This window comes from Streptomyces sp. NPDC096132, from assembly GCF_044763345.1.
In the GTDB taxonomy this organism is placed as follows: Bacteria; Actinomycetota; Actinomycetes; order Streptomycetales; family Streptomycetaceae; genus Streptomyces.
The window spans coordinates 30,976-53,795 of sequence record NZ_JBIWGA010000042.1; the positions used below are offsets into that span (position 1 = coordinate 30,976).

At 69.8% G+C, this 22,820-nt stretch carries 26 protein-coding genes; 5 read left to right on the forward strand and 21 right to left on the reverse strand.

Features of this window, described 5'->3' with window-relative positions; genetic code table 11:
* Positions 1 to 77: 77 nt before the first annotated feature.
* The 11 genes from ACIRF9_RS48165 to ACIRF9_RS48215 form a co-directional block, all read right to left on the reverse strand.
* Positions 78 to 359, reverse strand: a complete 282-nt coding sequence (locus ACIRF9_RS48165; RefSeq protein WP_403836498.1) for a hypothetical protein — start codon at positions 357 to 359, stop codon at positions 78 to 80.
* Entirely contained in the window at positions 356 to 2,260 is a 1,905-nt protein-coding gene (locus ACIRF9_RS48170; RefSeq protein WP_403836500.1) for an ATP-binding protein, read from the reverse strand. The genes ACIRF9_RS48165 and ACIRF9_RS48170 overlap by 4 nt, the downstream gene beginning before the upstream one ends.
* Entirely contained in the window at positions 2,257 to 3,519 is a 1,263-nt protein-coding gene (locus tag ACIRF9_RS48175) for a DUF4255 domain-containing protein (RefSeq protein WP_403836502.1), read from the reverse strand. The genes ACIRF9_RS48170 and ACIRF9_RS48175 overlap by 4 nt, the downstream gene beginning before the upstream one ends.
* The gene (locus ACIRF9_RS48180; protein WP_403836504.1) at positions 3,516 to 3,920 is read right to left on the reverse strand and encodes a hypothetical protein; all 405 of its coding nucleotides are present in this window, start codon (positions 3,918 to 3,920) and stop codon (positions 3,516 to 3,518) included. Before ACIRF9_RS48180 ends, ACIRF9_RS48175 begins: the two co-directional genes overlap by 4 nt.
* Before the next feature lie 394 nt (positions 3,921 to 4,314).
* Positions 4,315 to 5,052 carry a hypothetical protein gene (locus ACIRF9_RS48185; protein ID WP_403836506.1) on the reverse strand — a complete coding sequence of 246 codons (738 nt, stop codon included), beginning with the start codon at positions 5,050 to 5,052 and terminating at the stop codon, positions 4,315 to 4,317.
* On the reverse strand, positions 5,052 to 5,579 hold the full coding sequence (locus ACIRF9_RS48190) for a phage tail protein (RefSeq protein WP_403836508.1): 528 nt from the start codon (positions 5,577 to 5,579) through the stop codon (positions 5,052 to 5,054). Before ACIRF9_RS48190 ends, ACIRF9_RS48185 begins: the two co-directional genes overlap by 1 nt.
* Before the next feature lie 2 nt (positions 5,580 to 5,581).
* On the reverse strand, positions 5,582 to 7,114 hold the full coding sequence (locus ACIRF9_RS48195) for a phage tail sheath family protein (protein ID WP_403836510.1): 1,533 nt from the start codon (positions 7,112 to 7,114) through the stop codon (positions 5,582 to 5,584).
* Positions 7,115 to 7,161: 47 nt separating this feature from the next.
* Positions 7,162 to 7,644 carry a hypothetical protein gene (locus ACIRF9_RS48200; RefSeq protein WP_403836512.1) on the reverse strand — a complete coding sequence of 161 codons (483 nt, stop codon included), beginning with the start codon at positions 7,642 to 7,644 and terminating at the stop codon, positions 7,162 to 7,164.
* Between the two features lie 317 nt (positions 7,645 to 7,961).
* A complete protein-coding gene (locus ACIRF9_RS48205; RefSeq protein WP_403836514.1) occupies positions 7,962 to 8,978 on the reverse strand; it encodes an aminotransferase class I/II-fold pyridoxal phosphate-dependent enzyme in 1,017 nt (338 codons plus the stop codon).
* Positions 8,975 to 10,330: a radical SAM protein gene (locus tag ACIRF9_RS48210; protein ID WP_403836516.1), complete on the reverse strand. Its 1,356-nt coding sequence runs from the start codon at positions 10,328 to 10,330 to the stop codon at positions 8,975 to 8,977. The genes ACIRF9_RS48205 and ACIRF9_RS48210 overlap by 4 nt, the downstream gene beginning before the upstream one ends.
* 158 nt (positions 10,331 to 10,488) lie before the next feature.
* Positions 10,489 to 10,932 (reverse strand): nuclear transport factor 2 family protein, encoded by a 444-nt coding sequence (locus ACIRF9_RS48215; protein WP_403836544.1) that lies wholly within the window; start codon positions 10,930 to 10,932, stop codon positions 10,489 to 10,491.
* A 989-nt stretch (positions 10,933 to 11,921) separates the two neighbouring features.
* Here ACIRF9_RS48215 and ACIRF9_RS48220 point away from each other — a divergent pair.
* Entirely contained in the window at positions 11,922 to 12,725 is an 804-nt protein-coding gene (locus ACIRF9_RS48220) for an MBL fold metallo-hydrolase (protein WP_403836518.1), read from the forward strand.
* A 247-nt stretch (positions 12,726 to 12,972) separates the two neighbouring features.
* Here the strand turns inward: ACIRF9_RS48220 and ACIRF9_RS48225 are convergent, their stop codons facing one another.
* The 4 genes from ACIRF9_RS48225 to ACIRF9_RS48240 form a co-directional block, all read right to left on the reverse strand.
* Positions 12,973 to 13,455, reverse strand: a complete 483-nt coding sequence (locus ACIRF9_RS48225) for a hypothetical protein (protein WP_403836520.1) — start codon at positions 13,453 to 13,455, stop codon at positions 12,973 to 12,975.
* A gap of 193 nt (positions 13,456 to 13,648) precedes the next feature.
* On the reverse strand, positions 13,649 to 14,128 hold the full coding sequence (locus ACIRF9_RS48230; protein ID WP_403836522.1) for a DUF4240 domain-containing protein: 480 nt from the start codon (positions 14,126 to 14,128) through the stop codon (positions 13,649 to 13,651).
* Positions 14,129 to 14,269: 141 nt separating this feature from the next.
* Positions 14,270 to 15,175 (reverse strand): hypothetical protein, encoded by a 906-nt coding sequence (locus tag ACIRF9_RS48235; protein ID WP_403836524.1) that lies wholly within the window; start codon positions 15,173 to 15,175, stop codon positions 14,270 to 14,272.
* A complete protein-coding gene (locus tag ACIRF9_RS48240; protein ID WP_403836526.1) occupies positions 15,172 to 15,414 on the reverse strand; it encodes a hypothetical protein in 243 nt (80 codons plus the stop codon). Before ACIRF9_RS48240 ends, ACIRF9_RS48235 begins: the two co-directional genes overlap by 4 nt.
* A gap of 912 nt (positions 15,415 to 16,326) precedes the next feature.
* On the opposite strand from ACIRF9_RS48240, the gene ACIRF9_RS48245 reads away from it, so the two are divergent.
* Positions 16,327 to 16,923 (forward strand): hypothetical protein, encoded by a 597-nt coding sequence (locus ACIRF9_RS48245; RefSeq protein WP_403836528.1) that lies wholly within the window; start codon positions 16,327 to 16,329, stop codon positions 16,921 to 16,923.
* Between the two features lie 746 nt (positions 16,924 to 17,669).
* On the opposite strand, the gene ACIRF9_RS48250 is transcribed toward ACIRF9_RS48245, so the two are convergent.
* Complete coding sequence (locus ACIRF9_RS48250) at positions 17,670 to 17,870, reverse strand: hypothetical protein (protein ID WP_403836530.1); 201 nt, start codon at positions 17,868 to 17,870, stop codon at positions 17,670 to 17,672.
* Positions 17,825 to 18,079 carry a hypothetical protein gene (locus ACIRF9_RS48255; protein WP_403836548.1) on the reverse strand — a complete coding sequence of 85 codons (255 nt, stop codon included), beginning with the start codon at positions 18,077 to 18,079 and terminating at the stop codon, positions 17,825 to 17,827. Before ACIRF9_RS48255 ends, ACIRF9_RS48250 begins: the two co-directional genes overlap by 46 nt.
* Between ACIRF9_RS48255 and ACIRF9_RS48260 the strand changes: the two genes are divergently transcribed.
* A complete protein-coding gene (locus ACIRF9_RS48260) occupies positions 18,018 to 18,170 on the forward strand; it encodes a hypothetical protein (RefSeq protein WP_403836546.1) in 153 nt (50 codons plus the stop codon). The two genes, ACIRF9_RS48255 and ACIRF9_RS48260, sit on opposite strands and share 62 nt — an antisense overlap.
* Before the next feature lie 50 nt (positions 18,171 to 18,220).
* Here ACIRF9_RS48260 and ACIRF9_RS48265 read toward each other — a convergent pair whose 3' ends face one another.
* Positions 18,221 to 18,445 (reverse strand): hypothetical protein, encoded by a 225-nt coding sequence (locus tag ACIRF9_RS48265; protein ID WP_403836532.1) that lies wholly within the window; start codon positions 18,443 to 18,445, stop codon positions 18,221 to 18,223.
* Positions 18,445 to 18,630: a hypothetical protein gene (locus ACIRF9_RS48270; protein ID WP_403836534.1), complete on the reverse strand. Its 186-nt coding sequence runs from the start codon at positions 18,628 to 18,630 to the stop codon at positions 18,445 to 18,447. The genes ACIRF9_RS48265 and ACIRF9_RS48270 overlap by 1 nt, the downstream gene beginning before the upstream one ends.
* 321 nt (positions 18,631 to 18,951) lie before the next feature.
* Between ACIRF9_RS48270 and ACIRF9_RS48275 the strand changes: the two genes are divergently transcribed.
* Complete coding sequence (locus ACIRF9_RS48275) at positions 18,952 to 19,848, forward strand: aminoglycoside phosphotransferase family protein (protein WP_403836536.1); 897 nt, start codon at positions 18,952 to 18,954, stop codon at positions 19,846 to 19,848.
* A 265-nt stretch (positions 19,849 to 20,113) separates the two neighbouring features.
* On the opposite strand, the gene ACIRF9_RS48280 is transcribed toward ACIRF9_RS48275, so the two are convergent.
* Positions 20,114 to 20,452 carry a DUF6233 domain-containing protein gene (locus ACIRF9_RS48280; RefSeq protein WP_403836538.1) on the reverse strand — a complete coding sequence of 113 codons (339 nt, stop codon included), beginning with the start codon at positions 20,450 to 20,452 and terminating at the stop codon, positions 20,114 to 20,116.
* 199 nt (positions 20,453 to 20,651) lie between these two features.
* Positions 20,652 to 21,359 (reverse strand): alpha/beta fold hydrolase, encoded by a 708-nt coding sequence (locus ACIRF9_RS48285; RefSeq protein ID WP_403836540.1) that lies wholly within the window; start codon positions 21,357 to 21,359, stop codon positions 20,652 to 20,654.
* A 126-nt stretch (positions 21,360 to 21,485) separates the two neighbouring features.
* Here ACIRF9_RS48285 and ACIRF9_RS48290 point away from each other — a divergent pair, with 126 nt between their 5' ends.
* Positions 21,486 to 22,055, forward strand: coding sequence for a TetR/AcrR family transcriptional regulator (locus tag ACIRF9_RS48290; RefSeq protein ID WP_403836542.1), 570 nt, complete (start codon positions 21,486 to 21,488; stop codon positions 22,053 to 22,055).
* Positions 22,056 to 22,820: the final 765 nt, after the last annotated feature.

The window sequence follows — 22,820 nt, forward strand, 5'->3', positions numbered from 1 at the left end:
GGGCAGCGTGCGCGGAACGGTCCGCACATGGGCTGTGGGTCGTGCAACGCTGTCACGGCGTCGCTCGGCGGTGGCCCTCATCCCGCACCTCCCGCCGCACCGAAGACCGCGTCGTAGAGGCCGGCGGCCAGGGCCCGCGTCAGGCCCTCGTCACCGCCGCGTCCGTCCCACCCGAGGTCGAGCGTCACGCAAGAGCGGTCGTCCGGTGCGGACAGCCATCCGACCGGCACCCCCCGCTTCGCGACAAGCAGCGCGAAGTGCCGTTCGACGCCCGCCCGCAGAGCATGCTCAGTGCGGTGGCCGACACCTTCGACGGTCAGCCGGCTGATCGTCAGCTCGACCGCGGAGGGGAACGTCATGTCCATCCGCGCACCTGCGCTTCCGGCAACGGGCGATCGAGTTTCGCGAACTCGGCGCGGGCGGCACGCAGGACGTGGACCATCCGCACGGGCGCCTCCTCGGCGGCGGCGTGGAAGGCGGCGTTCAGGGCCATGGTACGAATGCTGCCGCCGGCCACGTTGAGCTGACCGAGCCGCTCGAAGTCCAGTCCCTCCGTGGGGACTTGGCTCGGGAACGCCCGGCGCCAGATCCGGACTCGGGCGGCCTCGTCGGGGAAGGGGAAGGACACCACGAAACGCAGACGGCGCAGGAAGGCCGGGTCCAGGGCCTCGCGCAGGTTCGTGGTGAGAACGGCCAGGCCGTTGTACGTCTCCATGCGCTGGAGCAGATAGCCGACCTCCAGGTTGGCGTAACGGTCGTGGCTGTCGCGTACCTCGCCGCGCCGCCCGAAGAGGGCGTCGGCCTCGTCGAACAGGAGGATGACGCCCGCGCCCTCGGCCCGGTCGAAGACGTCGGCGAGGTTCTTCTCGGTCTCACCGATGTATTTGCTGACGACCCGGCTGAGGTCGATACGGTGCAGATCCAGGCCGAGTTCGGTGGCGACCACCTCGGCCGTCATGGTCTTGCCCGTCCCGCTAGGGCCGCTGAACAGCGCGGAGATCCCGGTGCCCCGGCCGCCGTGCGCGGCGAAGCCCCACTCGCCGTACACCTTGGCCCTGGCCCGTACCTGCGCCGCCAGGTCGCGTACGACGGACAACTGGTCCGGGGGCAGCACCAGCAGGTCCCAGGCGACGTGGGGCGTCACCTGCTCGGTGAGATGGTCGAGGCGGGGCCGTGCCCGCTCGCGCACGAGGTGCCAGAAGCGGGTGGCGTCCTGCTTGTCCTGTACGGCGAACTCGGCGGCGGTCGCGCGGATGGCGGCCGGGTCGAGGTCGAACCACTCGGCCGCCCGCGCGACCTGGCCGTCGAGCGCCGCCGCGGCCGGACCGAGCGCGCTCGACCACGACTGCAGCCGCTCCTGCGCCGTCGCGCCGGGGACTACGAGCCGCACGTCGGCGCGGCGGGTCGGCCATGCGTGCCGTGCCAGCAGAACCACCGGCCCGGACATCTCGTCGGCCAGCCGGGCCGCCGCCTCGCCCGAGCCGTTCACGGCGTCCACGGCGACCAGCACACCGGCGAGCACGGCCTCCCGTTCCAGCCCGCGCGCGAGAGCCGCGCGCCCGGCACCGTCGGTGGGCACGTCGGCCGCGTCCAGGACGGCCACGGCGAGCCCCAGATCACGCGCGGCGGCGCAGGCGACGGCGGTCGCCGTGTCCGCCGACCGGCCCACGAGCTGGAGCACGGGAGCGGCCCCCGCCGCCAGGGCCGAGGCCGCCTGCTCAGCCACCCGGAACTGTCCCGACGTGAGAGCGGGCGTCTCGCCCGGCGTCCGCAACCCGGTCGTCCCGTCGAGATACCGGACTCCGACCAGGGCGTGCAGCACGCGCTCGGCGACGGCCAGTTCACGTGCCGTCAGGATCCGCCCGGCCGCGAGGCCGAGTTCGACGAGCCCCCAGCGGCGCAGCGGCGCCTGCGGGGCCAGCGCGCTCCAGTGCGGCTCGGGCAGCACGGCCAGCGCCACCCCGAACGTCACCGCACCAGGGCCGGGGCCGTCCGCCGACCGCGCCAGCTCCTGCCGTACGCCGGAGTCGAGCTCCGTGGCCGTGCACAACATGATCACGTCGCATTCGAACCCGCTCAGGCCGAAGGCCTCGCGCAGCGCGGTGATGACCGGCGGCTGGGTCATCTCGGCCCGGATCCTGGCGAGTTCGGCCTCGGTCGCGGTGACGTCCGCGTCCGGTCCCTTCGCGAGCAGCGCCGCGGAACGCCGTACCAGCAGCGTGGTGCAGCGCTGGTTCTGCGTGGCCCAGGACGCCGTCACGGCACACTCACCCGCGGTTCCACAGGGGTCCCGGCGTCGGCCGTGCCGAGCGGACTGTGGGCGCCCGAGACGACAAGGCGGACCAGGTAGTCGCCGCCGGGCAGGCGGGTGAACGGGATGGCGAGTTCATGGGCCTCGGCAGGGCTGCCGGGGCCGTCGCGGCGGTCGTCGAAGAAGGCGAACCCGGCCCCGCCGCCGACCGGGTCGAGCAGCACCGACACATCCTGTGCGGCCCGTACGGCCGGATCGACCGTCACCTGGAGCGTTCCGCTGTGCAGCCCCGCCGGGTCCTGCGTCAGGCCGGTGACCGAGACCTGATGGCCACTAGGAGCGCGACGGATCCGGGGGTGCACGACGACGGGGCAGACATTCGAACGGCCGGACAGGCGCAGGCGCGGCGGAGTGCCCAGGCGCCGCCGATGCTCCACGACCACGGGAACCGTCCCCGCCGTGACCGTGTCCGGGACGGTGGCCAGCAGGCGCGCCCGGCTCGTCGACGACGGCACCGCCTCGGAGTCGCCGAACCGGACGACGGTCACCTCGTCACCGGCCAGATCGGCTCCGGTCAGCGCCACGGCGCTACCGGCGAAGAGGGGCGCCTCGGCGTCCGGGGCCCCGACCACCCGGTGCAGCGCCAACCCGCGTGAGGTCGACACGACCAGGCGCCGCTCACGGACCGGAAGCGGGGACGCGGGCGCCGATGACGGCGTCAGCAGCACGGTCTCGGCCTGATAGGCCACCGACAACCGGTAGTCCACCTGGAAGAACGACGACCACAGACCGGCCAGGTCGCCCGTGCTGAGGGGCACCGGCGCGAGCCTGATCAGATCGGGCTGGGTGGCCACGTCGACCCCGGCGAGCGGGTGGCCCGCACTGCGGGACGTGGCCATCCGCGCGATGTCCGCGCGTGACAGCACCGGACGGAAGTGCAGCGCCCCGGCGACGCTGCCGAGCATCCGCTGCGGCTCGTACTCGGTCTCGTTGCCGGCGAAGGTCAGCAGATAGTGCAGGGTGAGAGCGGCCTGGGGCCGCACACGGAGACCTCCGTCGGCCGCACGGGTCGGAAGGTCCTCGTTCCGCCAGGCCGCGTTGGGCTCGACCCGGTACAGGAACACCACCACTTGAGGGTGCGCGTCCGACAGACTCTTGTCCGGCCGTCCCGCCGAGGCGGTGGCGCCGGGCAGATCCCGGGCCACCACCTCGTCCAGCAACTGGACGACGGTGGCGGTCACTCCGGCCAGCGCGAGGTGGTTGCTCATGACCGCCGCCGGGCTCGTTCGAGGTAGGCGTCGAGGGTCAGCGGTGAGCTGTCCGCGGCGGCGGCCCGTGCCGCCGGTGCGGAACGGTGAGTGGTGGTCGGCGGGGGCGCGGGATGCGCCCGCACGTCCACGCGCTCGATGCGCACGCGGACGACGACCGGCCGGTCGGAGACGTGCCGGGGAGTGGCGGGTACGGGCGGGGCCTGTGGTGGCGGGCCGGTCGCCAACGGGGGGTCGACGGGGCGTACCTCTCGGGGTGCGGCACCTTCGGCCGCCGGGGAGACGGCAGGGGGAGCGGGCTCGGGGGTGCGGGGTCGAACGGCGGAGGGCTGTGCCGTTCGTACGGCGGTGGGAGGCGGTCCGCTCAGGTGGTCCGGGCCGACAGGGGCGGCGCGGGTCACCGGTGGTGTGTCCGGCAGGGGGCGTGCGGTGGGGCGGGGTTGCCGCGCCTCCCGTACGGAGGGAATGGGCTGGACATCCGGTGGGCGATGCGTCGGCCGTGGCTGTGAGGTGACCGGAGCGGCCGCGGGTAGCGGGTCGACCGGTGCCGATGGAGCCTCGGCGCGTTCGAGAACCTCCTCCCCAACCTGAGACGCCTCCGGCATGTCGGCCACGTCGCGCACCGCACGCACCGCACGCACCTCAGGCACCTCAGGCACCTCAGGAACTTCCGGACCCGCCACCGCGTTACCGGACAACACGCCGACCTGCTCGGCCGGTTCATAAGGCCCCGCACGTGGCGGCGTCAGCACGAACGCCGTCCCCTCGGCCCTGTCCAGCAGCCGGTCGAAGTAGTCAGCCATCGCGCACCAGCCCCAGATAGACCGCCCGGCGTGAGGCGGGCACGGCGAGAACATCGTGCTCACGCCACCCGTAGGCGCGGGCGAGGACGTGCACGTCGCCCATCAAGCGGCGGCCCCAGTAGGCCAGTTCGCGCCATACGTAGTGCGCCGGGTCGAGGACGGCCTCCCACGAGCCACCGCACTGCGCGCAGACCAGGCACAGCCGGAGCTCCGCGAACGGGTCGGCCTCGGCGACGGCCCGGACCACCGACGCAGCTACCGGGGGCGGGAGTACTTCGGCGGGAACCGGCAGTCCGTCCCGCTCCGCGTCGACGACGCACGCGGCCAGCAGTCGCAGTCTCGCCCCGGCCCGGTCGGGCGCGCGCAGCGCATGGGCGACATCCGTGCTCGTCAGCGCACGACAGGTGACCGTCCAGCCGTCGAGTTCCACCCGCGCGGGAGTGGCCAAGGTCGGCGGGACTTCTTCGAACTGATCGACCGTCAGCACGCAGGTCATCACCTCGGCGCAGTGCGGGCAGGTGTCCTGGACGTGCACCGACGTGCCGAAGAGGAGGCCGTGCAGACGCAGGACGCGCCGGTCCCGCAGCCCGAGCGGCAGGTCGGCGATCGCGACGTCGCTCGCCGGACCCGCCGCCCCCGCGAGGAGAACGGCCCTCTCGTGGGGCGACCGTGTCTCGCCCTCGTCGAGCAGGCCGAGCAGGGCCCGCTCGTCCGTCGGGCGGCTGTTCATCAGACCCCCGGTTCGCTGAAGGAGGGCTCGGTGGGCTCGGTGACGTCGTAGTCGCGTTCCCAGCCCTCGTTCTCCAGCTTCAGGCTGGCTATCAGCACGGCGTTGGCGTTGGCGTCGAGCTCCGCGGTCGCCTGGTACTCCGAGACCCAGCAGCCGAAGATCCGGTAGGAGAGCGCGAGTTGGCCGGCCTCGTTGTAGATCTCCAGGGTGAGGTCCTTGCGGAAATCTGCGAGCGACACCTCGGCACCCAGTCCGGAGCCGAGGTTCCACACCTTGTTCGCCCAGCGCTCGAACTCGGTGTCGTGCGTGACCCCTTGCTCCAGCGTGATCGCCTCGTAGGTCGAACGCCCCGGCTGCGGACGTCCGTTGCTGGGGTCCCCGCCCGCCCGGTGGGACACCACCTCCGTGGTGCGCTTGAGGGGGCTCACCTTGCTGATGCCGGCGACGTAGCGGCCGTCCCACATCACGCGGAACTTGAAGTTCTTGTAGGGGTCGAAACGCTGGGTGTTGACGGTGAACTGCGCCATGGTCACGCCCCCGGCCGGATCTGCTGGATGCTGATGACGACGAACTCCGCCGGCTTGACCGGGGCGAAGCCGACGACGACGTTGACGATGCCGCGGTCGATGTCCTCCTGCGGGTTGACCGTCCGGTCGCACCGCACGAAGTAGGCCTGTGCCGGTGTGGTGCCCTGGAAGGCGCCGCGGCGGAACAGCCCCTTCATGAACGCGCCCACGTTGAGCCGTATCTGGGCCCACAAGGGCTCGTCGTTCGGCTCGAAGACCACCCACTGCGTGCCGCGGTAGAGGCTCTCCTCGATGTACAGGGCGAGCCGCCGCACCGGCAGATACGCCCACTGGTCGGCCAGTTGGTCGGCGCCGACGCCGGTACGGGCGCCCCACACCACGCGGCCCGCGGCGGGCAAGGTGCGCAGGCAGTTGACCCCTTCGGGGTTGAGCTTGCCCTGCTGCTGGTCGGTGAGCCGCACGGTGAGCCCGGCGACGCCGTTCAGCGTCGCCTCCTGGCCCGCGGGTGCCTTCCACACACCACGGGTGGCGTCGGTACGGGCGATGACACCGGCGACGGCGCCGCAGGGGACGAACGTCCCCAGCCGGTTCTCACGCAGCGGGTCGGCGGCCCGGATCCGCGGGAAGTAGACGGCGGCGTTGGCGGAACGCGTCATGAGCGAGGGTACGGCGGCGGGCACACCGCCGGGGTCGGTCCATCCTTCCGGCGGGTCCACGATCAGCATCGCCCGATGGTCCGCGCAGTACTTTGCCGCGCTGTCCCAGGTGGCCTGGTCGGGGTCCACGTCCGGCGCGAACGGCGGGATGCACAGCAGGTTGAACAGGTCCGCGCCGTCCAGGGCGTAGATGCCCTTCCTCTCGTCCTCAAGTCCGCCGTCCGACACCTGGGCGGCGGTGATGCGCCGGCCGTCGTCGCCGCCGGTGAAGGCGATCGGCTCCTGGGCGACCTGGGGTCGGCCGGCCGGAGGCGGTGCGGTTGCGTCGACGGCGGCCAGCCGGGACTGCGCGGCCAGGATGTCGCCCACGTACCGTGGATCGCCCTGGGCCGTGCTCAGGTTGAGGAAGCGTTCCTCGTTCACGACCTGGCGCGGGTTGGCGACCGAGACCTCCTGCAAGGTCAGGTGGAAGGAATTGGCGCCCGCGGGGTGCGGAGGGACGACGGCGCGCACCTGCCGCCCCCAGGTGCCGGGCGCGGCGGCGACGAGCCGCAGCGGCATTCCGCCGTCGGCGGGTACGTCGACCGCGGCGAGGTCGTTCGCGTTCTCGGCGCTCGGACGGTGCACCCGGACGATCAGCGCCTCCGAGCCGCCGTTGGCGAAGAACTGCGCGACGGCGTGGCCCATGGGGCTCTCGTCCCACAGGTCGCCGAACCGGCGGACGTACTCACCGAAGGTGTTGACGGTGGTGGGGGAGTCGACCGGACCGCGCCGGGCCCGGCCGACGAAGGCCGTGATGGACGTCGACACGCCGGTGATGACCCGCACCCCCGAGTCCAGCTCCTGGATGTACACACCGGGGTAGGACGTAGTCACCATGGTGCGGGGACCCTTTCGTGAGGGACCGGGGAGTCCGGACGGAGCCGTCAGGGAGTGGGAGCGGGAGTGGGATCGCGCCCGACGAGGATGTCGACCGTGACGTCCGCCGCGGTGCCGTTGCTGAGGCGCAGTGTTCCCGGGGCGTCGGCGAGCAACTGGACGGCCCCCGATCCGATCAGCACGAAGGGCCCGTCGAGGGGATAGGGCGTGCCTCCGTCGGCGCTCAGCGTGACGTCCGCGGCGGGGCTGCTCGCCCGCACCACAAGCAGGCTTACCTGCTTCGCGGTCTTCGCCGGCTGCAGTTCGACAGGGACGTCCTTGGCCCCCGCAGGGACGGGGATGCTCAATCTGTCGTACGCGTTCACGCAGACGGAGTCCGATGCGGACACCGACGGCCCTTGCGCAACACTCACCGAAAATGACCAGCGGATGATTTCAGGCATCCCGCCCCCTGGAATACCGGCGATGATAAGCATCGCGGAGAAATGCTCATCAGCAGCAAACGAGAGGCATGATTCCGGCGTGAGCATCGACGAAACGGGATTACCGGGTTCAGCGGCCTCGCGTAGTCAAGTGGCAGCAGTGTGCCGCGCTGGGAATCGATCAACAAGCCCTTTGGAGAATCTTGTTATCCGCGATACGAAGAGTGGAGAATGAGCTCAGATGTGACGAGCTCCGGAGGGTCGCAGGCGACCTGCCGTCGGCACAGAGGATCTGCGGACGGGGGCGGTGGCTGTGTAGGAGGCCGGGCCGGACAGGTTCGGGCGCGACCGAGCCGACTTCCAAGCCGCGATGACCGAACTCCAGAACCTGATGCTGCGTCCACCGGGGTGCGCCTTCAGTGGTTTCATCGTGCCGCCGTCGGCGTCGGGCCGAAAGCGTCGGCAAGGCTGGTCAGGATGGAGCCGGGCCAGCTGCTCTCCCCGAACACGCCGACTGGGATAGCGAGCACGCCGCACTCGCGCTGGAGCGTCTCCGCTGGGATTTCGACCGGGAAGAAGTAGTTGCCGGGACAAGTCCGGCTCGCCGTGGGAATCGCCTTGAGCACTTCGTCCGGCAACCGTTCGAACAGCCGTTCAGCCCGTGCGGCCAGGTGGTCGGCGACCTGCCCGGGTACGTCGCTGTGCTCGGTCAGCAGACGGTCGGCGAGCCTGAGCTGTGCCGGCGTCGGCGGATCCGCCCGGAACGCTTCGGCCCATTCGGCTTGCGCCGGACCCAGCAGGACCACGCCGAACGTGCGTGGCCACAGCCATCCCTTGGTGACCGAATGCAGCAGGACCGCACAACCGGTGTCCAGCAATCGCCGTGTGCCGGCAGCGAACGGGGCGCCGAGGTCGTAGACGCTGTCGATCAGCAGGCGGCGGCGTGGTGATTCCCGCAGCCACGAAATCACCGCGGCGCACTCGGCATCGGACAGGTACCGGCCGAGCGGCTTGCTGGGGTTGGCGAGCAGCAGGTATTCGGGCCGGTGGTCCGTCGGCGACCTCGGCAGGGCCGGCGCCGGTAGCGTCGGGTAGGACGCGGGTGCCAGGCCGGCAGCGCGGGCCAGCTCGAAGTAGACGGGGTACACGTCGCTGGGCAGCCACAACCGCGCTTGCACGGCGCGCAGCCGGTGGAACACCACACCGAGCCCGTGCCGGACCCCTCGACAGACCATGGCGTCGCCGGACCACTCTTCCGGCAGCTCGAAGCGCCGCAGCCAGGCACGGGCGAGATCGCACCGGTGCACCGTACTCATGTCGGTCGGCGGTTCCGGTCGCAGCGGAGCGAGCGCCCGGTACACGTTGGTCTCGGCGGCGTCCAGAAGCGACGAGGAAGTCTTGAGTTGCCGCTGCCGAAGTTCCTGGAACTCGTCGAACCTCATGCCGCTGCGTCTTCCGGCAGGATCTCGCTGGCCCGGTCTTCCAGGGAGGCGTAGCAGCGTCCGTCGGCCATGACGTTCCAGCTGCGTGCGATCCCGCTGGTGCGTTCCCAGAGCAGGCTGGGCTCGGTGTAAGCGGCGATCCGCATCGGCCGTCCGTCCCAGCTGCCGTGGTAGACCGGCGCGCCCCAGGGCAGGCGGCTCGCCAGTTCGAAGCCGTGCTGCTCCGCGAACCGGGTGACGACGGACAGCGACACCTGGTGCTCTCGGCTCCAGACGTTGGCGGCGCGGTCGAAGTAGAGCGACTCGGTGCTGGTGGATACGTAGAGCTCTTTGAAGCAGACTTCCTCGACACCGAGAGCCGCGGCCCACGAAAGGTAGTCGGCGACCTCGGCCGCGTCGGCGACACCACCATGCTGGAGCACGCAGATCAGCCTCATCCGCAGCCTGGGCCAGCGGTCACGTTCCACGCGCCAGGTGTCGATCACAGAGCTCACCGGCGTGCGCAGCATCATCAGCCGCTCGCTGACGGCGTCGTCCTGATGGTGCCGGGAGACCGCCAGCACGCTCAGGCCTGCGGCGCTCAGGGCTGCGAGGCGGCCGGCCCGGTCAGCATGCCGGCCTTTCGCCAGGGTGTGCGCGTTGGTGATCAGGACCACCTTCGGGAAGGCCGCCGAGCAGGCGGACACCAGTCGCAGCTGCTGTTCGAAGGGTATGAGCGTAGGCTCCCCGCCACCGGTGATCACTGCACGCTCGGCGCCCGCCGCACGGGAGCGCTCCAGCCAGTGGGCGACCGCGTCCCACGGGACCCGTGCCGGCGCTTGGTCGCTGGAGATCGAAGCCGAGGAGAAGCAGAACGAACACCGGGCTTGGCAGGCGGAGGCGACCGGCAGAAGCGATACCGAGCGCGGTCGCGTCTCGGCGTAGCGACGCTGTGCCGATCCGTGCAGGCGCAGGGAGGCCGCCATCGCGTCCTCGACGGTTGTCGGGCGCAGAGTGAACTCGTCGCCCGCTTGGTCGAGCTCGTGGACTGCTGACAACCGGATGCGAGCCTCGTGCAGTTCCATGCCGAGGCCGGTCGACACGTTGGGCACCAGCTTGTTGGCGTCCACCATGGTTTCCAGCACCAGCAGCCGGTCGCCCGGAATGGCCAGACGGTCCAGCAAGCGCCGCGCCTTGCCGATGCCGATTCCCAACTCCGCCCGGGTCAGCAGGTGGAACCGGTCGGGATAGGTACTCTCCGGAATCCCCGCCTTGCCGTAAGCGAACGCGTACTTGTCGAAGCCCTTCGCGAAGTTCGACAGCACGATGACGTGGAAGCGCTGGTCGCTATGGTCCATGTCGTCATCATGCATGAACGGGACCTGCCCTTCGTCATGAGTACCCGATCGCGCCCCGGATGCCAATGCCGGCGGCGCCGCAATCGGTTCTCCTTGAGTCCTCAGTGGACTTGCTTCAGGTTCCCGTCATTGCAGGCGTGCTCGAAAGTGCGGTGGGTTCGTCGGCACTGAGTTCAGGAAACATCCGTCCGTAACGACGCGATGAGGCGGTCAAGGTCCCCGCGTGCCGTGTACGTACGGATCGGGTCGATGTAGTCGCGTGACTCGATGATCTGACCGTCCCGCACACGCATGACGAAGACGCAGGGCACCTTGGCCCTGGAGTCGTCCGGCAACGTGAACTCGTAGGCGAACTCGGCGACGATCACTTCCGGATCGGCGGTCTCGTGGACGATGACATCGACGACACTCCTCTTCGGCAAGGACTCCCGAACTTCGGGCGGCACCGTGAAGTGTTCCCGGAGCGCACGCCGACTCGTCAACGGCTCGGACTCCGGCGTCGCCATCGGATGCCGGACATCGGTGACCTCGCCATACAGGTCAGGCAACTCGCTTGAGTTCCCGTCGGCGACCCCATGAACAAGCCGGAGAAACACCTCGCGCGGACTCAGACTCACAAGAACCCCCAAGTAACACCCACAGGCAGCTAGCGATCATTATCGCCTGATGTGGGCCCCGTACTGCGGACTTTCTCGACCAGCAGCACCCCACCCGCCCGACCCCACTCGTGGTGCTGGACGCGGACATGCGGTCTTCACCTGAGAAGTGCAGACGGCACCGCTCGTGAAAGCCCGAGGTTCAGTGAGTGGGCAGGTAGCTGCGACAGTCGACGATCTCGCACGTGCATGCGCCTCTGTCGGCGCCCTGCTCGCCCAGTGCTTCGCTGCTGGCAGCTTTCTCCGCCCCTGGGGCGCTCGAGCGGAGTCATCGTGGACCCTTGGGGAGCGCCACGGGCGCCGAGCGCTTACAGATCCGCCTGTACGATCTGCTCGCTCACGGATGAGACCTCGCCCAGGCCACCGGAATCCCGGCCCGGCTGCCCGAAGACCTTGCCGAGCAGGCTCTGGCGTCCGCTCAGGCCCGACTCTCCCCCCCAGTCCCGAACGGGACGATTCGCCGAGCCGCGCCCCGTCGAGGAGACCGCTCCGGCCATTGATCGCCTTGCCGCGTTTCTCGGCCGGCCGGTCCCGCCAGAGACCGATCGAGTGCAACTGACCGCCCCGAAGCCGCGCCCGCTGATGATCTCCGGGCCGGCGCCCCGCTCGATCTGGTCGTCGAGCGCCTACGTCCACGACAACAGTCCGGACGTTGCCGGGCGAGCCGTGGCACTGCTGGAGCACCTGGGACACGGCAGCCTGCCCCGCCGCACGTCCTGGAACAGCACCCGGCAGGCGGCGTTCGCCGACACCCACCACGTGCCGACGGCGAGCCCAGGCGAGGTGAAAGGGGGCCTTCCCCGTGCGGCCCTCCTGAGACGGAGGCGGCTGATGCCCGGGCCGTGCACAGGGTCGAGGTCTGCCGGTTCCACGAGGCGCCCACGACCGGGAGCGGACTCTGGGGCGACTCACGTGGTCGTGGGCCGCCCTCCGGTGGCACCATCTGTGGGATGCCCCCTTCCCTTCAGGTCGGTCCGTACACCGTCATCGCGCTCGCCGACGGCGTGGGCCCCTTCTTCTCCCCTAGGTCGGAGGCGTTCCCCGACGCCACCACCGAGCAGTGGGCGGCGGCCGACCGCCTCGATCCCGGCGCGCTCGACGCCAATGGGCGCTGGCGGCTCCAGTTCCGCGCGTTCGCGATCCGCAGCGACCAGGGCGTGACGCTGGTCGACGCGGGGATCGGCCCGGCCGACAGCCCGGCGGCCTCGTGGGCGCCCGTGCCCGGTGCGCTCCCGGCCTCGTTGGCCGCCGCGGGTATCGAACCGTCCGAAGTGGACACCGTGGTGCTCACGCACCTCCACACCGACCACGTGGGCTGGGCCGTCGTCGGCGGCGAGCAGAGGCGACCGTTCTTCCCGAACGCCGCATACCTGTTGCAGCAAGCCGAACTCAACGCGCTCGAGGAGATCAACCCGCAGCTGCGGTCCACCGTGATCGACCCGCTCCAAAAGGCCGGTCAGCTACGGCTGCTCGACGGCGACACCCCGCTGCGCAGCGGCGAGCGCGTGTTCGCCACGCCCGGTCACACACCTGGACACCAGAGCGTGCTCGTCGCGTCCGGGCGCGAACTGGTCGCCGTCACCGGTGATCTGCTCGTGCACGCGATCCAGGTGCTTCACCCCAAACTCGCCTACGCTCACGAAATGGACCCTGGGCAGGCAAGGGCCTCAAGGGAACAAGTGCTCCAGAGCCGGGCCGCCGACACGCTCTACCTCGCGACCCCACACCTGACCGAGCCGTTCATCACCCGCTGACCCATCCGGCGGCCGAGGTGGCGGGTCGGGACCACCGGCCAGAAGCCTGATGCCCCGCCAGCCGCCGGGCCTGGTCGGACTGCGCACCCGGCCGTCGCAGTCCGTGACGGCCATGGTTCTGATGGCGTTCTGCTTGCTCTTGCCGGAGGTGAACGTGCCCGGTCCTTGCGTCCGGGTGCCGGTCGGGCACCCGGATCTCGGTGCCGTCGATGGTCAGGCCGGCGGGCAATGGCGCCACTGCCGCCGCCTACACCTGATGCCGCCATGCGCCGCTGTCGACGAACCGCTGGACGCGAGCCATAAGGGCGTCGGTGTCGATGGGCGGCCCGATGGGTTCACGTTGCTGTCCCCACAGAGCTCGTGCGGGCAAAAGGTTTGCAAGGCATTCGATGACGTTGACGAAGTGGGCGACCAGGCCCGAGCTGTCCAGTTCAGGGTCGTAGTGCAGTCGCAGGCCTTCGAACGGTCCCGGATGGTGGTGCACGACGGATCCCCGGGCCAGGGGATACAGCCAGATGACGGGCTCGTCCGTGCCGTCGTCGAGGATCGCGAAGTAGTCGTCGACCTGTTCGAATTGCAAGTGGTCCAGCGATCCCCAACGGGGGTCCGTGGGCGGGAAGTTCGGGTTGTCGTCACCACAGAGAAGGAAGACATCACCGAAGCTGGGCCGCTGTGGCCCGGTGAACATGACGTCGATCACGCACTCGTGCTCGACGTTGAGGGGATCCATGGGTTCAAGCCTTCCATTCCATGACGGCATCCTCTCGCAACGCGCACCATAACCACCGCCACTGACATCCCCGGCCCCCATCGCTTCCCAAGCAGCATCCCGTCACAAGAACAGGTAATTCCACCTACATCCAACCCCCAGAACACCGACCCGTGCGCTGGACTACCGAGCCGGGTCCACCCACTGCACCGGGTCACAAGGGCGAGGGCTTGCACTGGGTGGGCTGCCAGCCGTCGGTATTGCTGAAGCTCTCCCAGGAGACGCTCGTGAGCTGGTCGTGAGGCGCTCCGGTCTGGGCCTCGTACGCATTGCTGGCGAGGTACAGGAGAGACTCGAATTCCAGCCCGGCCGGGAAACGCGAGGGATCCGCGAGTACGCCCTCGTAGAACTCCCGTCCGTTCGCCACCACGACACAACGCGCGTACAGGAAGTCGTCAGCGGAGATGTAATCGTCTCCATCGTCCGGATCCGCCTCTCCCTGATAGCACCAACGAGCGTGCTCTCGGGTATCCAGGGCGAAGAGCTTGGCGGCAAGCAGGTCCTCGAACGCTACGATCTCCCGCGGTGGCAGCCCCTGAAGCACCTGCGAGGCAGGAGCGAGAACCGCCTCGTCATCACCGGCCCGTTCCCAGTCGAACGATGCGATGAGGGCCCAGAAACGTATGTCGTCCATGGTCCGATCCTTGCATGGGCTCAAGGCCGCTCAGCCTGCAGGAGCCGCGTCCACCGACTCGCGTCATTTCACTTCTGTACATGGCCGCCTTGCCATCGGCCACGTTGTGCGGAGCCCAGCGACGGTTCGAAAACAAGCACTTCAGGGGCGATGCAGGGGGATGACCGAGGGCGTGCCCGGGTCTCCCTTGACGACGAACAGTTGCGGCCGGTCGACCGTGCCGGCCGCCTGCCAGTCACGGAGGGCGCCGCAGCCCGGGATCGTGAGCGTGATGCTGTCCCGCGGTCCGCCGTGGGCCGGGCGGCCGGCCTCGGGCTGCGGCACGAAGGTCCACGTCCCGGTGCCCGAGCATGTGTCCCACGGCCCGGCGTTCTCGTCGACCAGCGGCAGGTTGTCGCCCTCGGCCTCGCCGTTCTCGCTCAGCCGCAGCCGGTACGCGCCGCCGCCGATCCAGTCCCCGACGTACTGGCTCCGGTCGAGCCGGGGCGGCTCGTACGCGTGCCAGTGGGTCCACTCCTGGAGGAACCCGCCGACCACGGCGAGGAGCAGGGCCGCTCCGGTGACAGCGCCGATCCGGGCCGCCATCGCGCCCCACCCCAGCGACCGGTGGTGCGCGTACCAGGCCGCCGTCACCGGGAGCAGCCCGGTGCCCGTGATCCAGGCCACCGTCCACCGGACCGGGACGTCCCACGCGGAGGCGGCCCACGCCAGGTGGGCCGCGGTGACAGCAGTGGCCCCGAGTGCCGCCCGCAGCGCCGCCCATGGAGGGGCTGCCAGAAGCCGGGCCAGTGCCATGGCGGGCAGGGTGAACAGCAGCCAGTGCAGGTATCCGGCAAGGACTATGAGGAGGAGCACCCGGGGGGTCCAGGTGAGGGCGCCACCGGCGAAGCCGATGCCATGGTCGTCGCGCATGCCGGCGGTGGCGAGGAAGACCGCTCCCGCGACGACGAGCTGCGCCATGAAGGCCAGCTCCGCCCCGGTCGCCAGGTGCGACCACCTCCCGCCGGGCGCTGGGGCGGCAGGCTGCGGACTCGGCTGCACAGTCATGACTGGCACCCCCGATCCCTGGTCATCAGCCCGGCTGTCACCCTGACGAGGCGAATCACGTGGCGCGCTTGAGGCGTGCGCACGGCGCGCGTCACCCGCGTGATGCCGTAGCCGAGCAGCCAGGGCAGCAGGGTGAGGCCCATGACGAAGACGTATAGGTACCCGAGGAGACTGCCCTCCCCGGTCTCCCGTGACAGGACGGCGGCGACGCCCAGGGCCGCCACCGGCTCAAACGGCACCAGCACTGAGTGCATCAACGGCCGTCGGCCGGTCCTGCGGGCACACCACACTCCCAGGGCGGCCACGACCAAGGGGCCAGTCGCCACCCACAGGACCGACGGGAGGAGAGACAGAGTGATCCACTCTTCCGCGCTCATCGCCGCATCCCCCGCCATGGCAAACCGTGAACACCGCGCGCGCCGCAGGGCCCGTCCTGCGAGTCATAGCCGATCGCCCGTTTCACCCGGGAGTTTCCCAGACGGCCCCCTCGGCCGCCTCGGGGGAACTACGCATTGGCACACGTATGCCGGGCGGCTCGGCAGCGGACTCGACCGAGAACGTGGCGGGGGCCGTCGCCCCCTGATCACCACACGGCAGGGCGGTACCTCGCCCCCGGCCCGGCGACCACCGGCGATCGCGCTGCACAGGGCGGGCGCGGCGGCGCCCGACCCGCTCGAGCGGCAGGCCGTCCGGTGAAGTCCGGTCCGGCGTTGCGCTCGGCACGTGGGGCGGCCCGGCGGACTGCAGGGGGTGTTGTTCGCGTTGGACTCGGGGTCCCCGGGCGACGAAAGTCTGCGGGTTTTCGATTTCGACGCCGACCCCGACATGGACCCGGCTACGTCAGCACTCTCGCCGCCTGCGGACGGGTCAGGAAGGGCGAGCCATTCTGTCTGACCGGCGGTTCCGGCACCGGTAGTCCCGCCTGCTGACAACCCCAGGCCACCGGGGCCGCGATGCACGGCTTCCGCGTCCGCTCCGTGCCGGCCACCAAACTTGTCGACGAGGTCGTCGAGGCCGCCGACGAGAGGCAGTTGTCGAAGACGACCGCCCGCTGCGGCCAGGCAGGAAGAGAAACCGTGAGGACGCCACGATCTCATGCGTCGCCCAGCACAATGGGGCAGGGACTACTCGTTACCGTCGTCAGGAGGCCCATGTCGATCATCGAGTCGGTAGGCGCCCCGTTGCTCACGGCGGCCGTCACTCTCGGCGGAGGCTGGCTTGTGACGGTCCGGGTCACTGACCGCTGGGAACAAGTCAAGAAGAGCCGTGAGATGGACCTGGCAGCCGCGCAGGACTTCCAACGTCTCTACGGAGAATTCGTAGCCATCTGGAAGACGTGGGACTCCCTGACAGACGGCCACACACCCGTCACCACGCCCGAACATGTCGGTTGGGGCTGCCTCGAACGGGCAACCGCCGCCGAAGGACAGATCGAGGCCCTCATGGCCAAGCTGGCTGCCGAGCGCTTCCTCACCGAGGACGACATCGACACGCTCGGCGGTGTCCGCCAGGCGTTCAAGGTCGTCCGCCGGAGCATCAAACGAGGACAACCCGTCGGCTGGAGGTCTTCCGGAGCCGCGCCCTACATGGCGATCAAGTCGTTGTCGGCGGCCACGTCCGTCCTGCTGAACACAGAGCCAAGGACCAGGGGCCGGCCAAGTGCCGCTGTCGCTGCCCGTAACTTCAAGGCAATCACCGACAATCGTCACGAGACCTCCTGGACCGACGCCGCGCGACGCTTCGTCTGACACACGGTTGACCTGCTGCCTTGACAACACTGATTCCACAAAATGCTTCGCTACCTCTCCGGCGCCCGCATGCCGGCGGCCGTCCGGTTTACCTCCGCCCGGGCCTGCCTGACCGATGAGCGGTGCCGGGTGATGTCGCCCGGTATCCCCTCGACGCCGGGGCATGAGTTGGCTGCCGCCACTGTCACCGCTGATGGCCACCACCTTGCGTGCACGGCGAGCGGCCTCCTGCTTGCCCGCTGGGCGACGGCTGACCGCGACAACTCGGGCGCACGAGCCTTCTACGAGTCGCGTGGGTTCACCGGGTCCGATGGGAAGATCCTCTACCGGGTCGACCCTGGCGCCGTATGAGGGCGAAAGAGACCGTGACCGTGAAGGATCAGCGCCGTGAGGTGTGCGACCTCATCGTCGGGATGGGGTGCCCGGGGCTGTGGGCCGGCCCGAGCCAGGGGAGAGGTGCGTACGGCGAGGTAGTTGAGCGGACGCAGTGGCAGTGTTTCCCGTCCGGCACCATCCTGAACTCGCGGACTGGCTACGCGCACGTGGAGGAGCCCGAGTAGGGCAGGCCAGCCTGGCCGGTGGGCAGGGGAGGGGTTGGCGCTTTCCGCCTTCGATTCGTAGACGGTGGGGCGCAGTGACGCCTGTGATCCGTAGGCAGGAGATCGCGCGGCCGCATGCCACTGAGGAAGCCGCGACGCCGCGACCTGCCGGCTGTGGGTGGCAGGTGGCGTGTGAGGGGGCAGCCCTCAGAGTGCGGCTTCCAGCAGGACGTCGGTGAGGTGTTCCGCCGCGTCGGGCCGGCCGAGGGCGCGGGCCTGTTGTGCCATCTGGGTCCGGCGCTCGGTTGAGCTGAGGATCGGGGCTGCTGCCGTACGCAGGCCGTCGGGGATGACCGCTTCCTTCAGCAGGGCGACGGCCGCTCCGGCCTGTTGGAGGTGGCGCCGCACTGGTGGATGACGTTGGCGTGGGGGAGCAGCCAGGGCAGGATGGCGCGCACGACGGTGTTGATCGGTACGCATCCCTGGGCGCCGCCGGTGATGTAGACGGTGGGCAGGGCGCGGCCGAAGCCGTTCGTCCTGGTGGTGAAGGCGCTGGTGCTCGGCGGTGGTGCTGCTGCTCTGTATGGGGTGAGGCACCCCGTCGCGGCAGGCGCCATGGCGGTTGTGACGGCTGCCAAGATTGCGGGCGCCGAGACTTTCCGGACCTCCCTGTCGACCGGCGGCGAATCGACCGGACAGACTGGGTAGGCGCGTCACCGCAGTTTGGTGAACCGGGCCTGGTTCTCATGCCGTGACGGTCACGGAGGAGCTGCTGGTCCGGCGTGGGCGTCCCCCACATGCTTGCGGACGCCGAGTGCGGGCGATGGCTTGGCGAACATCCGGCCGAGGTCCGCCCGGGTGACGAGCGCAACGGTGGAGCGGCCTCTGAGGATCTCCACCGCAGCCGACGTACTCCGGGACAGCAGTTGCTCGTCGGCGACGATCAACGCGTCCCGAAGCTGCGCCGCGTGGTCGAGGCGCATCAACGCGTGCTGGTGGTCGTTCGGACCTGGTAGGTGTTCGGCTCGCGCGGATCATCGAGCACTTGGACGTCGAACTGTGAGATGGCAAGGACCAGGCGTTGCCCGTGGAGTACCTCGACGCGGTCGGCGATGCCCTTGCGGATCCACCAGCTCGCTATGCCGGCGGCTTGGGCGAGAACGTTCACCCCCGTCACGTCCAGCTGGCTCGGGGGTTCAGTCTGCCCGTACCCTGGCGAAGCCGTCACGCCTCAGGGGGTGCGCGGGCCGCGCATCCGACAGTCCCGCCTGGCTGGCGAAAACGACCGGTGCGAGTGCCGTGCCCCGAACGATATGGTCCGGCGCGATCAGCTTCGGTCTCGTGACTTCTGTGGACTTGGGGCCGGTCCGTCCCGGAGTCACTGATCCGCAGTTCTCTGAAACCGAATCGGTGATGCCACAGGCATCACAGCGAGATGTTCCGGAGAGCGAGAGCCGTTCCGCCTGCTGCCTCAGTACTGTGACTTCGCATGACCGACACCGAGATCGAGATCACCGCAGACTTGGTCCGCGACCTGCTGCAGGAGCAGCATCCAGACCTTGCAGGGCTGGCCGTCCGCGAGGTGGCAGGCGGGTGGGGGAACCAAATGTGGCGTCTCGGGGACGAGTTGGCCGTGCGCATGCAGCGCATGGACCCCACCCCGGAGCTCCAGCTCAAGGAACGGCGGTGGCTACCCGTGCTGGCTCCGCGCCTGCCGCTTCCGGTGCCGATTCCGGTACGGTTCGGCGAACCGTCCGAGCGTTTCCCCAAGCACTGGACCGTGATGACGTGGGTTCCCGGCGAGCCGCTGGACCACGGCTCGATCAGCCGCGGCGCCCACGCGGCCGACACATTGGCCAGCTTCCTCCGGGCGCTCCACGTGGAGGCGCCCACCGAGGCGCTGATCAGCTCGGACTTCGGCGCTCACCCCAAGAAGTGCACGGACGGCTTCGACCACTTCTTTGAAGCCGTTGTCCCCGGCGGTATCGCAGATGAGGTCCGGGCCGTCTGGGACGATGCCGTTGCGGCTCCCGAGTGGGAGGGCCCGCCGGTATGGGTGCACGGTGACCTTCATCCCGCGAACGTCGTCGTCTCGCACGGAACGCTCTCGGGCATCGTCGACTTCGGTGCCATGTTCGCCGGCGACCCGGCCTGGGACCTCGCCGCCGCATGGGTGCTGCTGCCCGCGGGCACGGTTTCACGGTTCTTCGACATGTACGCGCATGCGGACGAGGCGGCGATCCGGCGCGCCCGCGGGCTGGCCGCGATGAAGAGCCTCTTCCTGATGCTCATGGGGCAGAACGGGGATCGGGGCCTTCCCGGCGGTAAGCCGCACTGGGGACCTGCAGGCCGGGCGGCACTTGACCGTGTTCTGAAGGGCGTTTGACGCACGCTTCTCTGAACTTGTTCTCGATCTTGGTTGGGGGACGTGCGGCAGCCCGCCTTCGTGGGTTCATCGATCACCACGCGTGATGGGGATGCCCAGGTCCACGGCCGTCTGCTGCCCGTGGCCCGGATCGAGCCGGCGGAGCTTCTCCTCGGCGCCGGCCAGGCTGACCTGGAGACCTTCGACCTCGCCGAGCCGGCCTTCCGCCGGCCCGGAATTGCCGCGGTGAAGAAGACGGCGGCCCGCGAGCCCCGCAGTGCCCGACTCATCCCTCCGGGTAGCCGAGCGCGCTGTCCGGCCGGCAGTGCGGGCAGGCCGGTACGCCGTCGGTGAGCGCGCGCAGGGCCGTCGCCCGGTCGACGCCCTTCGAACGCTTCCCCGCGTTCCAGCAGTCGCCGGTGTGCACGTACACCGGGTCCTGGCCGGACAGGCCGCGCTCGATCAGCCAGTCCGGCGCGGGAGGCCGGGCCGCGAGGCCGTGCTGCCGCTCCGCTTCCCGCCGTTCCTCCGTGGAGATCCACCGGTCGATCTGGGTGAGTTGCTGTTCGGCGACGCGGCGGGCGAAACGCAGCATTTCCAGTCGGGACGGCGATCTATCGGTCACATGTTCGATTCTAGGGGGTAGGCTGCCCACCGGCATGACGAGGGGCGAGCGCAGGTGTCCTGTGCCATCGAACCTTGATCGCGTGCCACCGAAACTTGATGATCAGTAAGTTCGTGCCATTGAAGTCTGATCGGCACCGGCCCCGGTCCGTCGCCGCCGCCGCAGCCAGTAGGCCGTGGTAGCGGCGACGAGGGAGGGGTCAGCGGGTGGCCTTGGCGGCCTCGATGATGAGGTCGGCCACGGCGTCGGGCTGCGAGATGGCTACCGAGTGCGACGCCTCCATGCGCACGACGTGCGATCCGGCGCGCTCGGCCATGAACTCCTGCGCTTGGCCGGGGATGGCATTGTCCTGAGTCGCGATCACTGCCCACGACGGCAGCGTGCGCCAGGCCGGCCGGCCGGACAGCTCCGCCGTCAGGGCCTGCACGCGCACCGAGCGCTGGGTGACCGCGAGGACGTCGGTGACCTCGGCAGGGAGGTCACCGGCGATGACGTCCCGGTAGTGCTCCGGCAGGATGCGCAGCTCCGGTTCGCCCTCGTGCTCGGTGGCGATGGTGGTGCCCGGTCCCATCTTGGCGCCCGGGAAGCGAGAGGCGTTCTCCAGGCAGCTCTCGCCCTCGTCGGGCTGGAAGGCGGCTACGTAGACCAGGGCCTCGACGTTCGACGCGTCGCGGGCGGCGCGGGTAATGATCGCGCCGGCGTAGGAGTGGCCGACCAGGACGACCGGGCCGTCCACGGTCTTGGCGACGGTGGCCGCGTACTGGGCGTCGGACTCCAGGCCGCGAAGCGGGTTCGAGACGGCGAGGGTGGTGTAGCCCTGTGCCTGGAGCCTGGCGATGACGCCCTTCCACATGCCGGAGTCACCGAAGGCGCCGTGGACGAAAACAATCATGGGGGTGGTGCTCATGGGTTCCGTACCCTCTCAGAGAGAATGATCGGTCTTTCTTCGAGAAAGACTAGTCGTTCTCCCTGGGGGTGGCAAAGCGACGAGGGCGACCGTCCAGAACGACTGGTCTTTCTCTACGATGGGTGTATGACGACTGCCTCGGAGCTCCACCCCAAGGACCGGCTGCTGCGCACCGCCTCCCGCCTCTTCTACGCGGAGGGCATCCAGGCCGTGGGAATCGACCGACTGGTCACCGAGGCCAAGGTCACCCGCGCCACCTTCTACCGGCACTACCCCAGCAAGGACGACCTCGTCTCCGCCTACCTCACGACCACCGCCGAACAGATCCGGGACGCCGTCGGACAGGCGCGGCAGGGCAAGAAGCCGCGCGAGGCACTGCGCGCGGTCATGGCCGTACTCGGCGACGCGACCCTCGAAGACGGCTTCCGCGGCTGCCAGTTCCTCAATGCCGCCGCCGAATACCCCGACCGCACCCACCCGGTGCGCGCGGTCATCGACGACCAGCGCACCTGGCTGTTCGGCGTGCTGCGCGACCTCTCGGCCGCCATGGGGCACCCCGACCCCGACCACGCCGCACGCGTCCTCGTCCTGCTCCATGACGGCGCGTTCCAGGCCGCCGAACTCGACGACGCCAAGGCTGTCCGCGAAACGCTGCGCCGCGCCGTCGACGAGGTGTTTCCCGCTCAGGACGGCTGACGACGGAAGTTTGATCGGCATCGAGTTGGTGTCCTGATGGGACGTGCGCCAAGGGTGGGGGATCCGCTGCTCGTATTGCCCGTGCTGTTCCACCTGTTGTGGTCAGGGCTCCTGGTGACGGACGTGGCCCGCCCTCACCCACGAACTGAACGGGGGAGTCGACTGGCCGGTGGTCGGCGATGGGGAGCATGTCACCGGCGACCTGCTGCACCTCGTTCGCTTCGGAGACTGCGACGCCCTCAGCCTCGGCCTCCCCGAGATCGCGCGTGCCCTCGTCTGCACCGGTCCGCACAGCCATGTGCGCGCCTACGACGCCGCAGCCGACGAGTTCATCGACTACGGTCCATCGATCCCGACAGGCCGCTCCCCCTCATCGAGTCAGGGTCATCCGCCTGACGGGACTTCCAGCATCAGGTGGCCGTGCCCGTGCAGGGCGACGGGGCCGCCTCCTCGTGGACAGGGGGACATCCGTCTGAGCGACACGGTCGGACGCTCCGGCGCGCACGATCCTGCTCGACGGTCGAGCCCAGGCTGCCTCCCGCTGATGCCCGCAAGGCTGCTGTGACTGGCTGGAATCCGATGTTCCGACCAGGGCGCCGTCGGCGACCTGAACGCCGACGGTGCCCGGTCAGGCCCGGGGGGCGGGGACCACGCTGAGGTGGCTCGCGGTGCGCCGGGTGGTGCGGGTTCTGCGGGGCGCGGGCGCCGGCCGGGGCTCGCGCAGCACCATCGTCAGCCGCGTGTACCCCATGTCCCGCAGGGTCC

Coding starts and splice junctions, on each gene's coding strand:
- ACIRF9_RS48165 (WP_403836498.1), bottom strand. CDS start 359: ATGACGTTCCCCTCCGCGGTCGAGCTGACGATCAGCCGGCTGACCGTC.
- ACIRF9_RS48175 (WP_403836502.1), bottom strand. CDS start 3,519: ATGAGCAACCACCTCGCGCTGGCCGGAGTGACCGCCACCGTCGTCCAG.
- ACIRF9_RS48185 (WP_403836506.1), bottom strand. CDS start 5,052: ATGAACAGCCGCCCGACGGACGAGCGGGCCCTGCTCGGCCTGCTCGAC.
- ACIRF9_RS48190 (WP_403836508.1), bottom strand. CDS start 5,579: ATGGCGCAGTTCACCGTCAACACCCAGCGTTTCGACCCCTACAAGAAC.
- ACIRF9_RS48195 (WP_403836510.1), bottom strand. CDS start 7,114: ATGGTGACTACGTCCTACCCCGGTGTGTACATCCAGGAGCTGGACTCG.
- ACIRF9_RS48200 (WP_403836512.1), bottom strand. CDS start 7,644: ATGCTCACGCCGGAATCATGCCTCTCGTTTGCTGCTGATGAGCATTTC.
- ACIRF9_RS48205 (WP_403836514.1), bottom strand. CDS start 8,978: ATGAGGTTCGACGAGTTCCAGGAACTTCGGCAGCGGCAACTCAAGACT.
- ACIRF9_RS48210 (WP_403836516.1), bottom strand. CDS start 10,330: ATGCATGATGACGACATGGACCATAGCGACCAGCGCTTCCACGTCATC.
- ACIRF9_RS48220 (WP_403836518.1), top strand. CDS start 11,922: ATGCCCCCTTCCCTTCAGGTCGGTCCGTACACCGTCATCGCGCTCGCC.
- ACIRF9_RS48225 (WP_403836520.1), bottom strand. CDS start 13,455: ATGGATCCCCTCAACGTCGAGCACGAGTGCGTGATCGACGTCATGTTC.
- ACIRF9_RS48230 (WP_403836522.1), bottom strand. CDS start 14,128: ATGGACGACATACGTTTCTGGGCCCTCATCGCATCGTTCGACTGGGAA.
- ACIRF9_RS48235 (WP_403836524.1), bottom strand. CDS start 15,175: ATGACTGTGCAGCCGAGTCCGCAGCCTGCCGCCCCAGCGCCCGGCGGG.
- ACIRF9_RS48245 (WP_403836528.1), top strand. CDS start 16,327: ATGTCGATCATCGAGTCGGTAGGCGCCCCGTTGCTCACGGCGGCCGTC.
- ACIRF9_RS48255 (WP_403836548.1), bottom strand. CDS start 18,079: ATGGCGCCTGCCGCGACGGGGTGCCTCACCCCATACAGAGCAGCAGCA.
- ACIRF9_RS48265 (WP_403836532.1), bottom strand. CDS start 18,445: ATGCGCCTCGACCACGCGGCGCAGCTTCGGGACGCGTTGATCGTCGCC.
- ACIRF9_RS48275 (WP_403836536.1), top strand. CDS start 18,952: ATGACCGACACCGAGATCGAGATCACCGCAGACTTGGTCCGCGACCTG.
- ACIRF9_RS48285 (WP_403836540.1), bottom strand. CDS start 21,359: ATGAGCACCACCCCCATGATTGTTTTCGTCCACGGCGCCTTCGGTGAC.
- ACIRF9_RS48290 (WP_403836542.1), top strand. CDS start 21,486: ATGACGACTGCCTCGGAGCTCCACCCCAAGGACCGGCTGCTGCGCACC.